This window comes from Streptomyces sp. NPDC005202 (genome assembly GCF_040608235.1).
GTDB lineage: Bacteria > Actinomycetota > Actinomycetes > Streptomycetales > Streptomycetaceae > Streptomyces.
Genome location: NZ_JBEXHW010000022.1, coordinates 17796 through 30074, shown reverse-complemented (window position 1 = coordinate 30074; position 12279 = coordinate 17796). Strand labels below are relative to the sequence as shown.

Genomic DNA, 12279 nt, shown 5'->3' with positions numbered 1-12279 from the left:
TGCCCGGGCGTCGCGCACGTGACGGTGCCGCGCGGGCGTCGCGCACGTGACGGTGCCGCGCGGGCGTCGCGCACGTGACGGTGCCGCGCGGGCGTCGCCACGCGCGTGCCCGTGCGCTGCGCCGACAGCACTGCGTGCGTGACCGTGGTGGGTGTGGGCGTTGGGTGTGGGTGTGGGCTTCGCGTTCGCGGGCGCAGCCGCCCGCTTCGCGCGGCGGTTGCGCAGAAGGGTGCCGCCGCCGACGGCGTCGGCGATGAGGACGCCGCCGATCAGACGCCTCGGGTCACTCGATGCGCGCAACCGCTCCCACTGAATGCCGGGCGCCCCAACTGCCGCCTCCCGCAATGGAATCGGCCGTGCGGTGGTGTTGCTCACAAGAGGGGGTGCGCCGCTCCGGACCACACCGGAGAAGCCGCGGCGGGGCTGTGCCGGGGGGCACCTGTGTCCGTGCGGAGGCGCGACCGGTCCCCCGTTCCGGTCCCGCCTCCGCACGCGCGGGCCGCGGGCTGTCCCAGCGGCGCGTTGAACTTACGTGCTGTCCGAAGCCGTTGGGTACCGCACCGGTGCCCTTTCGGCCGCTCGGAGGGCTCACCCGTGCACAAGTGCGTCCGGAATGCCGTTATTCGCCCCTGTCCAGGGTGGGCGGTTCGAGGTCGCCCACCGCCAGGTGGGCCAGGACGACCTCGTACAGGTCGCTGCCGGAGGCGAGGAGCTGGCGTTCCAGGACGGGCTCCGCGCCGCGGATGTGCTCACGGACGGTCTGCGCGTGGACGCCGAGCAGCTGTGCGGCACGTTCGGCGTTGCCGCCGACGGAGATCCAGGCGCGCAGCGTGCCGCGCAGGTCCCGCGCGTCCGCCGTCAGGCGCCCGAGGAGCTCGTGGGCCCAGGTGCGCAGCGCCGCCCCGGTCAGCAGGTCGCCGAAGCGCACGGCGCCGGCCCCCGGCGTCGGGTCGCCGGCCGGCTCGTGGCCGAGGCCCGCCTGGGTGTTCAGGGCGAGGTGGACGGCGGCCCGGACGGTGAGGTGGGAAAAGTCCGTACCGAGCAGTCCTTCCACGCGCTCCATGCGGGCCCGGACGGTGTTGCGGCTCACTCCGAGGATCTTGGCAGTGTTCACGGCGGTGAACTCCAGGCCCAGCCGGGTGGTGGCGAGCAGTTCGGCCCGTGTGTGGTGCGGCAGGGCGTCCAGCGGCCGCAGCAGGCGGGCCGACCAGGCGTGCAGCGCTTCTGGATCCATCAGGCGCTCGGGGTGGGTGCGCTCGGCGTACACCGCCGCTCCGTCCGGGCGGAACCGGGCGACCGCGAGGGCGCTCACGGCCTGCCCGTACGCCGTGGCGGTCCGGGCGAGGCTGTGCCGGGTGCTGCCACCGAGGAACGTGTGCGGCTGCCGGCCGACCAGCGAACGCAGCTCCTCGCCGACGGTCTCGACGGGGGCGACCACGATCACGTGCTCGTCCACCGCCGGGCAGCGCACGACCAGGGCCCGTCCGTCCGTCGCGTCCAGGCACTCGGCGGCGAGCCGGTCGCGTTCGTCACAGGGGGTCTCCACGACGTAGACGCAGGCGGTGTCCGTGTCGAGCAGCCCGGGCCACAGGCCCGCGGCGACGCGACGGGCCGAGACGGTGTCCTCCACCATCAGCAGCTGCAGGATCGCCAGCCGCAGGGCGGACATCGCCTGTTCGAGCCGGCGGTCGGCCGCGGCCGTCTCGTGGGCCCGCAGCAGCAGTTCGACCACTCCGGCGGTGTGGGTGACGATCTCGGAGGTCTGCCGGTCGAAGGGGGCCGCGCGGGAGACGGCCAGCACACCCGCCGAGCGCAGGTGCGGGCTCCTCACGCGCACCAGCCGTACGTGGCGTCCCCGGTCCTCCAGTGCCGCGGAGGCGATCCGGCCGGCGACGACCTCCGCGACCAGGTCCTCGTCCAGGGGCACCGGCTGTCCGGCGAGGAGGGTGCCCGTGCCGTCCCGGAGGCAGGCCGACCCGTGCACGGCTTCGGCGAGCCAGGCCACTACCTTGCGCACGTCACGCCCGGTCGGCCGCAGCTGGTCGAGAAGTTCCTCCGCCCATGTCGCGTGACGGCTCTGCCGCCCGTGTGTCCTGACGGCCCCGTCCTCCCGGCCGGCCATGTCGGCCCTCTCCTCGTCCGTCGCATCGACCTCGGCGTATTCGATCGTGGACGTTACCAGGGGACGTCGCGGCCGCCCGGAGCCGGGCACGCCGCGCGTGCGGGCGCGGGACGGCGCGGTGCGGGCGCGGGACGGCGCGTGCGGGCGCGGGACGGCGCGTGCGGGCGCGGGACGGCGCGTGCGGGCGCGGGACGGAAGGCGGCTTCGCCGGCGGTTCACGGGGGGAGGTGACGGCCGGCGAAGCCGCGCGCCCGGGGTCGGGGGAGAGTCCCCGAGCGGTCCGTAGGTCTGGTTCCCCGGGATGCGGCGAGTACGCCCACGAAGTTGAAGGCCGTACCGGTCGGGGCGGGCGGGCGGGACCGGGCACCGCGGCGCCGTGGCACGGGCGGCGCGGTGAGCGGCCTGCAACCCGCCTGCGCGGCAGCCGCCGGTGCACGGCATAAGCTCGGCGGATGGCGAAGTACTTCGACGTGCACCCCGACAACCCCCAGCCGCGCGCCATCCGCCAGGTCGCCGACAGCGTGCGGGAGGGGGCGCTGATCGCGTATCCGACCGACTCCTGCTATGCCCTGGGCTGCCGGCTGGGCAGCCGGGACGGCATCGCACGGATCCGGGCGATCCGCCACCTGGACGACCGGCACCACTTCACCCTCGTGTGCCAGGACTTCGCGCAGCTGGGCCAGTTCGTCCGGATCGACAACGACGTCTTCCGCGCAATCAAGGCGTCGACGCCCGGCAGCTACACCTTCATCCTCCCGGCGACGAGGGAGGTCCCGCGCATGCTGCAGCACCCGAAGAAGAAGACCGTCGGGGTGCGCATCCCCGACCACGTCGTCGCCCAGGCCCTGCTCGCGGAGCTCGGCGAGCCGCTGCTGTCCAGCACGCTGCTGCTGCCCGACGAGGTGGAGCCGATGACCCAGGGCTGGGAGATCAAGGACCGGCTCGACCACGTGCTGGACGCGGTGGTCGACTCCGGCGACTGCGGCACCGAGCCGACCACGGTCATCGACTTCTCCGGTGGTGAGGCCGAGATCGTGCGGCGCGGGGCGGGCGACACGTCGCGGTTCGAGTGAGGCCGAGGCCGCGGGCCGGGACAGGGGCGGGCGAAGGGTCGCGGACGACACGTACCATCATGACCATGATCCGCCCGCCCAGCCGGTGAGTGCCCTTGCCGGAGACTGCGCAGAGAGGCAGCCACGCCATGACCGCCGTACCGGGACAGGCCGTTGACATCCCGACCGAGGACGGCACCGCCGACGCCTATCTGGCCCATCCCGGCGAGGGCCGTCCCCGTCCGGCCGTGCTGGTCTACCAGGACGCCTTCGGACTGCGGCCGCACCTGAGGTCGATGGCCGACCGGCTCGCCGCGGCGGGTTACACGGTGCTCGTGCCCAACGTGTTCTACCGTCACGGGCGTGCGCCGGTGGTGGAGTTGCCTGAGTTCATCGACCCGGAGGCACGCCCGGAGATCTGGGACCGGGTCGGTCCGCTCATCCCCTCCCTCACGCCCAACCTGGCGATGCGCGACGCCGGAGCGTACCTGCGCTGGCTGGCCGACCACCCCCTGGTCGCCGACGGCCCGGTCGCGCTGACCGGCTACTGCATGGGCGCCCGCCTGTCCCTGCTGACCGCCGGCACCTATCCCGATCGGGTCGCGGCCGCGGCCGGTTTCCACGGCGGACGGCTCGCCACCGACGCCCCGGACAGCCCGCACCTGGTCGCCGAACACGTCACCGCGGAGCTGTACTTCGACCACGCGGACGAGGACCCCTCGCTGCCCCCGGAGCAGATCGAGCGCCTGGAGGACGCGCTCACCGCGGCGGGCGTCCGCCACCGCTGCGAGGTCTACGCGGGCGCCCAGCACGGTTTCACGCAGGCCGACACCGCCTCGTACGACCGGGAGGCCGACGAGCGGCACTGGGCGGCGCTGCTCGACCTGCTGCAGCGGACCTTCTGAGACCGCGGGGTGTCCGCGGTCCCGGGACCGCGGGCGCCCCAACTAGTCCACGTGCCGCACGTATTGACATGCACGCACCCCGGCGCAACTCTGAGAGCGCTCTCAATCCTGGTACGGACCAAGTGGCCGTACCGCACCCCCACGGAGGTGGAGCGTGCTCACAAGAGTCAAGGTCCTGGCGGCAACCGGGGCGACCGCCCTGGTCGGCGGGCTGCTCGCGCTCGGAGCACCGGCCCCGGCGCAGGCCGCGGTGCCTGACACGATCCCCCTGAAGGTCACCAACAACTCCGGCCGCGGCGACCCGCTCTACATCTACGACCTCGGCACGTCCCTGGCCACGGGCCAGCAGGGTTGGGCGGACGCGAACGGCACGTTCCACCCGTGGCCGGCCGGCGGGAACCCGCCGACGCCCGCGCCCGACGCGTCGATCCCCGGGCCGGCGGCCGGGCAGTCGGAGACCATCCGGATCCCGAAGTTCTCGGGCCGGATCTACTTCTCGTACGGCCAGAAGCTCGTGTTCAAGCTGACCACCGGCGGACTCGTCCAGCCCGCCGTGCAGAACCCGAGCGACCCCAACCGGGACATCCTCTTCAACTGGTCCGAGTACACGCTGAACGACTCCGGGCTGTGGCTCAACAGCACGCAGGTGGACATGTTCTCCGCGCCCTACGCGGTGGGGGTTCAGCGGGCCGACGGGAGCGTGAGCAGCACCGGGCACCTGAAGGCGGGCGGCTACAGTGCCGTCTTCAACGCACTGCGCACGCAGCCGGGCGGATGGGGCGGTCTGATCCAGACGCGGTCCGACGGCACCGTGCTGCGAGCGCTCTCACCCGGGCATGCCCTGGAGACCGGGGCCCTGCCGAACAGCGTGATGGACGACTACGTCAACCGGGTCTGGCAAAAGTACGCCACGACGACGCTCACCGTCACCCCGTTCACCGACCAGCCGAACACCAAGTACTACGGCCGGGTCTCCGGGAACGTCATGAACTTCACCAACGGCTCCGGCGCCGTCGTCACCAGCTTCCAGAAGCCGGACGCCGACAGCATCTTCGGCTGCCACAAGCTGCTGGACGCGCCGAACGACGCCGTGCGCGGCCCGATCTCCCGCACCCTGTGCGCGGGCTTCAACCGCTCCACGCTCCTGGTGAACCCCGACCAGCCGGACACCACGACCGCGAACTTCTATCAGGACGCCGTCACCAACCACTACGCGCGGATCATCCACGCGCAGATGGCCGACGGGAAGGCCTACGCGTTCCCCTTCGACGACGTGGGCAACCACGAGTCGCTGGTGCACGACTCCAGCCCGCAGCAGGCCTACCTCACCCTCGACCCCCTCGGCTGAGCCGCACCCACGGAACGCTTCCCAAGGCGCTCATGACGGCCGTCGAAAGCTCCGACGCACCCGGAATCCACCGCGGGCTCCGCGCGCCGTCCCTGCCCGTCACCTCACGCACGAGGTGGCGCGGCAGCGGGCGCGGGGCGTCCGGTGCCGTCGAGTTCGATGCCCTGCACGGACCCGGATCGGCAGGTGCGGGGCGGGAGTTGATGTCGACGGGCCCCACCGGGGCGCCCCGCACAGGTGGTTGTTACGGTGCACGGCGTGTCTGACTCTTCACGCGATACCGTCGAAGGCGCCGGCTGGGGAACCGCGGAACGCGGCGCGTACCGGCAGCTCATGCCCGGCAGGGTCGAGAAGCTGTCGTGGCTCGACCCGAGGACGCTGTGGGCGGCGCGCAACGGTGTGGTCGCGTCCTGGTTCGGGGACCCCACGGGCCGCACCCGCAGCCGCTGGGTGGCCGCGCGGGCGGCCGCCGGCGCCCCCGCGGACAAGGTGATCCGGCGCGCGGACCCCGACCGCTTCTCCTTCATGGTCATCGGGGACACCGGCGAGGGCGACGATTCCCAATACGCGGTCGTGCCGGGCTTTCTGAAGGTCGGTCAGGACGCTGCGTTCGCCGTGATCGCCAGTGACGTGATCTACCCGGTCGGCAGCACCGACGACTACGGCACGAAGTTCTTCCGGCCGTACCAGGACTACCCGGCGCCGATCTACGCGATCCCCGGCAACCACGACTGGTACGAGGACCTCGGCGGCTTCATGCGCGTCTTCTGCGGCGACGCCCCGCCCCTCCCGCCGGAGCCGAAACCCCGCTCGCTGAGCCGTGCCTGGTGGCGTGCGCTGCTGTGGCGCCGGCCGCGCCCGGCCGACGAGCAACGCCTCACCGAGGCCAGGGCGTTGCGGTCGGCCCCGGCCCAGCAGGCCGTCCAGCCGGGCCCGTACTGGGCGATCGACGCCGGGCCGATACGGATCATCGGCATCGACACGGGTCTGCTCGGCACGATAGACGCCGAACAGGGCGCGTGGCTGCGCGAGGTGTCGCAGGGGCCGCGCCCGAAGATCCTCATCACCGGCTCGCCCCTGTACGTGGACGGCGAGCACCACCCCTGCGCCATCGAGGGCGGCGGCACCGTCGACGACATCGTCCCCGACCCGGCCCACCACTATGTGGCGGCGATAGGCGGCGACATCCACAACTACCAGCGCTACCCGGTGGACGTGGACGGCCGCACCATCCAGTACGTGGTCTCGGGCGGCGGCGGCGCGTTCATGCACGCCACCCACACCATCGCGCCCGTGTCGGTCGCGAACGTCACCGAGCAGGACTTCCGCTGCTACCCGCGGCGCGGCGACTCCCTGGCCTTCTACAGCAGGCTCTACGGCCGCCGGCTGCGGCTGCGCCGCTTCTTCACCCTCACCGAGGTCGAGGCGACGGCCGTCGTCGCCGAGCGGCTCGGCATCCCGCCGACCCGTACCCAGAGCTCGCCCGTCCGGGTCACCCGGCGCATCCGCCTGGTCGCCAGCCTGCTGGGGGCCGGCCGCCGCCCGGACCGTCCGTCCCGCATCCGCTTCCCGGTGCGCAAGATCTACACGCAGCTGTTCTCCCCGAGCTCGGCCACCTACAGCCCGCCGTTCTTCAAGTCCTTCCTGCGCCTGGACGTCACCCCGGAAGCGGTCCGGCTGCGCTGCTTCGCCGCGACCGGCAACCGCGCCCAGGAACTCCAACCGCCGGTCGAGGACGAGGTGACCATCCCCCTGCGCTGATCAGGACCGTAGGATCGGCACAGAAGTGGTGTACGGCACCTGTGTGCCGTGGACGACGGAGGAGCCCGTGCCACCCACCTCACGACCGCTGCGCAAGCTGGGGTTCCTCACCATCGGGCTGTTCGACGAGGCCGATCCGCGCCGCGGCCACGAGTCCACGCTGGAGATCATCGAGCTGGGCGAGCGGCTGGGTTTCGACAGCGCGTGGGTGCGCCACCGCCATCTGCAGTACGGCATCTCGTCCCCCGTCGCCGTCCTCGCGGCGGCCTCGCAGCGCACCCGCCGCATCGAACTCGGCACGGCCGTCATCCCGCTCGGCTGGGAGAACCCGCTGCGGCTGGCCGAGGACCTGGCGACGGTCGACCTTCTGTCGGGCGGGCGTCTCAACCCGGGCGTCAGCGTGGGCCCGCCGATGCACTACGAGCAGGTCAAGGACGCGCTGTACCCGGACACGGCGGACGCCGAGGACTTCGGTTACGAGCGGGTGCGGCGGCTGCTGGACTTCGTACGCGGCAAGCCGGCCACCGACTTCAGCGGCGTCGAGGGGTTCGAGGCCACGCGGCGGCAGCCGCATGTCGAATTCAGCTCGGACCGGGTCCAGCCACACTCCCCCGGTCTCGGCCGCCGCCTGTGGTACGGCGGCGGCAGCCTGCGCTCGGCACAGTGGGCCGGTGAGCACGGCATGAACTTCCTGACCAGCAGCGTCGTCAAGGTGGAAGGGCCGGGCGAGGCGGCGGACTTCGCCGCGATCCAGCTGTCCCACATCCGAGCCTTCCGCGCCGCCCACCCCGACGGCGAGGACGCCCGCGTCTCCCAGGGCCTTGTCGTCATCCCCACCGACTCCGCCTCGCCCGAGCAGCGCGCGAAGTACGAGGAGTACGCCGCCAAGTGCCTGCCGCGCACCACCTCCCCGCAGGGCCCTGCGCGCCTGCTGTTCGCGCCGGACCTGGTCGGCACCTCGGAGGAGATCGCCGAGCGCCTCCACGCGCACGCCACGTTCCGCGAGGTCGACGAGGTGGCGTTCGCGCTGCCGTTCACCTTCGAGCACGAGGACTACGTGCAGATCCTCACCGACATGGCGACGAAGCTGGGCCCGGCGTTGGGCCGGCAGCCGACCCGGCCGGCAGCCTGAGGCGCCGGGCGCGTCACCAGCGTCCCGGCTCGCTGCCGATGACCGGCTCCGACGGCTTGCCGTCCACGCCCACCGGTACGTCCCCGGCGAGCATCACCCGGTGCATGATCCGCGGGGAGCCGAGGTGGGCGTTGTCGCTCGGGGCGAGGTGGATGGTGGCGCGGTTGTCCCAGAAGGCCACGCTGCCGGGCTCCCAGCGGAAACGGACCGTGTACTCGGGCCGGACCGCCTGCTCCAGCAGCATCTGGAGGATCGCCGCGCTCTCGGCGCGGGAGACGCCCTCGATCTGCTCGACGTAGTAGCCGTTGACGAACAGCACCCGCTCGCCCGTCTCCGGGTGGACCCGCACCAGGGGGTGCACGGTGGCGATCTGATGGTCCAGCAGGTGCCGGACGTACGCGTCGTCGCCGGGCCGGGGCTGGTAGCCGACGCCGAGCCGGTGCTCGGCGCGCAGTCCGTCGACGAAGGCGCGCACCGGCGCGGACAGTCCGGCGTAGGCGGCCGCCAGGTTGGACCAGGTGGTGTCGCCGCCGTAGGGCGGGACGGTCTCGGCGCGCAGGATCGTCGCGGCCGGCGGGTCGACGCGCGCGCCGTGGTCGCAGTGCCAGCCGCGCAGCAGCGTGTGCCGGCGGCGCTGCAGCCACTCGTCGTGGTCCATGCCGAAGCGTCCGCCCAGCTCCAGCCGGTCGGCGGTCGTCTCCACCTCGGGGACGTCCGGCGGCGACGCGCTGCCCCGCCGCCGGAGCACCACCGGCTCGCCGAACCGCCGCGCGAACGCCACGTGCCGGGCATGGTCCAGCCGCTGCCCACGGAAGAACACCACCTTCCAGCGCAGCACCGCCGCGCGGATCGCGGCGACCTGGGCGTCATCGAGGTCGGCGGCCAGATCGACCCCGGTGATCTCGGCCCCGATGTGCCCGGCGACCGGTTTCACCTCGATCCCGCCGGTCCGCTCCGTACCCGCTGCTTCCGTACCCGCTGCTTCCGTACCCGCTGCTTCCGTACCCGCTGCTTCCGTACCCGCCGTCATGCGCGCTCCGATGGTCGTCGTTACGCTCCACGGAGATGGTGGCAGGCTTTCCGGCGGGCGGCGACAGGGCGCTGCGCCGCGAACTCCCTCATCACCGTGTCCTGGAAACCGCGCCTGGGAGGTGGCTTTGTCGTCCGGGGACATGGTGACCGGGACGACCGCGCGCCCGCAGGCTGATCGCTGCTCACCCTGTCGGCGAGCGGGACCGCGGCACCCGTGGGACGGGGGCTGCCCATACTGGCCGTACGGCACAGTCAACGGGAAGGTTCGACGTGATCAGCATCCCGGCGCACACCCTCAACGACGGCACGAAGATCCCCGCCATCGGCCTCGGCACCTGGCCGATGAACGACGCCCAGGCCGAGCAGGCCGTGCACGGCGCCCTGGACATCGGCTACCGCCTCATCGACACGGCCACGAACTACCGCAACGAGACGGGCGTCGGCCGCGCCCTCGCCCGCAGCGACGTCCCCCGCGAGGAGATCGTGGTGACGACGAAACTCCCCGGCCGGCACCACGGCTACGAGGAGACCCTCGCCTCCTTCGAGGAGTCCCGGCGGCGCCTGGGGCTGGAGTACGTGGACCTGTACCTGATCCACTGGCCGCTCCCCCGCGTCGGCAGGTACGTCGAGTCCTGGAAGGCCATGATCAAGCTCCGCGAGGACGGCCTGGTGCGCTCGATCGGCGTCTCCAACTTCACGCGCGAGCACATCGAGCGGCTGGAGAAGGAGACCGGGGTCCTGCCCTCCGTCAACCAGATCGAGCTGCACCCCTTCTTCCCGCAGCAGGAGATACGGGCCTTCCACGCCGACAAGGGCATCCTCACCGAGAGCTGGAGCCCGCTGGGCCGGGGTTCCCGGCTGTTGAACGATCCCGCGGTCGGCGCCGTCGCCGAGGCGCACGGCGTGACGCCGGCCCAGGCGGTGCTCCGCTGGCACATCCAGCTCGGCGCGGTCCCCATCCCCAAGTCGGCCGACCCCCGGCGGCAGCGGGAGAACCTCGACATCTTCGGCTTCGAACTCGGCCCCGCCCAGATGCGCGCCCTCGCCGACCGCGTCCCGCACCGGCACGGCGGGGATCCGGAGGTGCACGAGGAGTTCTGACCTGCACCGCCCGGCGTTGGACCTGATACCCGGGGGGTACTCGGAGCGCACGACGCGATCGCGTGAGAAGGAGGCGCCGGTGGGTGCCGACGAGCGGCTGCGGGAGTACCGCGGCAAGCGTGACTTCGTACGGACCCGTGAGCCGTCGGGGCACAGGGCGTCCTCCGGCCCCCAGCCCCGGTTCGTGGTGCAGATCCACGACGCGAGCACCCTGCACTTCGACTTCCGGCTGCAGGTGGACGACGTGCTCAAGTCCTGGTCGATCCCGAAGGGCCCGTCCGACGACCCACACGACAAACGGCTCGCCGTGCCCACGGAGGACCATCCGCTGGAGTACGAGGACTTCGAAGGCGTGATCCCGAAGGGCGAGTACGGCGGCGGCACCGTGAGCGTCTGGGACCGCGGCACCTACGAGCCGCTGAGCCACGACCGCAAGGGGCGGCCCGTCGACTTCGCGGAGTCGCTGGAGCGCGGGCACGCCACGTTCCGCCTGCACGGCTCGAAGCTGCACGGCGAGTACGCCCTCACGCGCTTCCGTGGCGGCCGGGGCGACGGCGAGGAGGAAGCCTGGCTTCTGGTGAAGAAGGGCGGCAACCGGGCGAACGGGCACGGCAGCCCCGACCCCCGCCGGGCCCGTTCGGTCCGCACCGGCCGCACGCTCTCCCAGGTGGCCGCGGAGGGCGGTGAGGAGTGACGGTCGTGCCGGACCTGCCGGCCGCCGTGCCCGCCGAGCAGCGTCGGCTGCTGCGCAAGGCCCCGCCGGGGGTGGAGCTGGCCGCGAAGCCGATGCTTGCCACGCTCAGTGACCGGCGGGACTTCCCCGGGGGGTGGATCTTCGAGCGGAAACTGGACGGTGTGCGCGTACTGGCGGTCCGCGAAGGCGGCCGGGTCCAGCTGCTGTCCCGGACCGGACAGCACCTCAACGCCACCTATCCGGAGATCGTCGAGGCGCTCGCCGCGCAGGAGTGCACGGACTTCACCATCGACGGCGAGGTCGTGGCCTTCACGGGCGGCCGGACGGACTTCGCCCGGCTCCAGCGCCGCATGGGCCTCACCCGGCGGCGCGACATCGAGGCGAGCGGGGTGGCGGTGACGTACTACGTCTTCGATCTGCTGCGGCTGGAGGGGACCGACACCACCCGGCTGCCGCTGCGCACCCGCAAGTCCCTGCTGCGGCGTGCGCTCACCTACCGCTCCCCGCTCCGGCTGACCCCGCACCGTAACGAGGGCGGCGCGGAACTGCTGGCCGCCTTCTGCGCCCGCGGCTGGGAGGGCCTGATCGCCAAGCGCGCCGACAGCCCCTACCAGCCGCGGAGGTCCACCGACTGGCTCAAGCTCAAGTGTTCCCGAAGTCAGGAGTTCGTCGTCGGCGGATTCACCGAACCGGCCGGCAGCCGCGTGGGGCTCGGCGCCCTGCTCCTCGGGTACTACGAGGACGGCCGGCTGCGGTATGCGGGCAAGGTCGGCACCGGCTTCGACCGCCGTACGCTGCTGACGCTGCGCGAGCGTCTCGACGCGCTGCACACCTCGGCGCCGCCGTTCGACGGGCCGGTGCGCGAAGCGCGCGCCCGCTGGGTGAGGCCGGAGCTGATCGCGCAGATCGCCTTCACCGAGTGGACCCGGGACGGCATGCTGCGGCACCCGAGCTTCCTCGGGCTACGCGAGGACAAGAAGCCGCGGGAGGTGGTGCGCGAGCGCCCGTCCGGGCGCGCCGCCGTCTGAGCCCGGACCCGGATGCACAGGGCCCGGCCCCCCATGCACAGGGCCCGGACGCGGATGCACGGGCCCGGACCCGGATGCACGGGGCCCGGACCCGGAGGCACAGG

General features: G+C 72.7%; 9 protein-coding genes and 1 pseudogene. 8 read left to right on the top strand and 2 right to left on the bottom strand.

Annotated features, from left to right (window positions below; all coding sequences use genetic code 11):
- Positions 1-588 precede the first annotated feature (588 nt).
- Positions 589-2122, bottom strand: a pseudogene (locus tag ABZV31_RS26235) (helix-turn-helix domain-containing protein).
- A gap of 452 nt (positions 2123-2574) precedes the next feature.
- On the opposite strand from ABZV31_RS26235, the gene ABZV31_RS26230 reads away from it, so the two are divergent.
- The 5 genes from ABZV31_RS26230 to ABZV31_RS26210 all read left to right on the top strand — a co-directional run bounded on the left by ABZV31_RS26230 (position 2575) and on the right by ABZV31_RS26210 (position 8320).
- Positions 2575-3195, top strand: coding sequence for an L-threonylcarbamoyladenylate synthase (locus ABZV31_RS26230; protein ID WP_355898389.1), 621 nt, complete (start codon positions 2575-2577; stop codon positions 3193-3195).
- 128 nt (positions 3196-3323) lie between these two features.
- Complete coding sequence (locus ABZV31_RS26225; protein WP_355898386.1) at positions 3324-4079, top strand: dienelactone hydrolase family protein; 756 nt, start codon at positions 3324-3326, stop codon at positions 4077-4079.
- Between the two features lie 154 nt (positions 4080-4233).
- Positions 4234-5427 carry a glycoside hydrolase family 64 protein gene (locus ABZV31_RS26220; RefSeq protein ID WP_355898383.1) on the top strand — a complete coding sequence of 398 codons (1194 nt, stop codon included), beginning with the start codon at positions 4234-4236 and terminating at the stop codon, positions 5425-5427.
- Positions 5428-5685: 258 nt separating this feature from the next.
- The gene (locus ABZV31_RS26215; RefSeq protein WP_355898380.1) at positions 5686-7188 is read left to right on the top strand and encodes a metallophosphoesterase; all 1503 of its coding nucleotides are present in this window, start codon (positions 5686-5688) and stop codon (positions 7186-7188) included.
- A 67-nt stretch (positions 7189-7255) separates the two neighbouring features.
- A complete protein-coding gene (locus tag ABZV31_RS26210; RefSeq protein WP_355898377.1) occupies positions 7256-8320 on the top strand; it encodes an LLM class flavin-dependent oxidoreductase in 1065 nt (354 codons plus the stop codon).
- 13 nt (positions 8321-8333) lie between these two features.
- Here the strand turns inward: ABZV31_RS26210 and ABZV31_RS26205 are convergent, their stop codons facing one another.
- Positions 8334-9350, bottom strand: a complete 1017-nt coding sequence (locus ABZV31_RS26205; RefSeq protein WP_355898374.1) for a TauD/TfdA family dioxygenase — start codon at positions 9348-9350, stop codon at positions 8334-8336.
- Positions 9351-9622: 272 nt separating this feature from the next.
- On the opposite strand from ABZV31_RS26205, the gene ABZV31_RS26200 reads away from it, so the two are divergent.
- The 3 genes from ABZV31_RS26200 to ligD all read left to right on the top strand — a co-directional run bounded on the left by ABZV31_RS26200 (position 9623) and on the right by ligD (position 12175).
- Complete coding sequence (locus tag ABZV31_RS26200; RefSeq protein ID WP_355898371.1) at positions 9623-10453, top strand: aldo/keto reductase; 831 nt, start codon at positions 9623-9625, stop codon at positions 10451-10453.
- A gap of 79 nt (positions 10454-10532) precedes the next feature.
- Entirely contained in the window at positions 10533-11147 is a 615-nt protein-coding gene (locus tag ABZV31_RS26195; protein WP_355898368.1) for a DNA polymerase ligase N-terminal domain-containing protein, read from the top strand.
- A 92-nt stretch (positions 11148-11239) separates the two neighbouring features.
- Positions 11240-12175: a non-homologous end-joining DNA ligase gene (ligD, locus tag ABZV31_RS26190; RefSeq protein WP_355898589.1), complete on the top strand. Its 936-nt coding sequence runs from the start codon at positions 11240-11242 to the stop codon at positions 12173-12175.
- Positions 12176-12279: the final 104 nt, after the last annotated feature.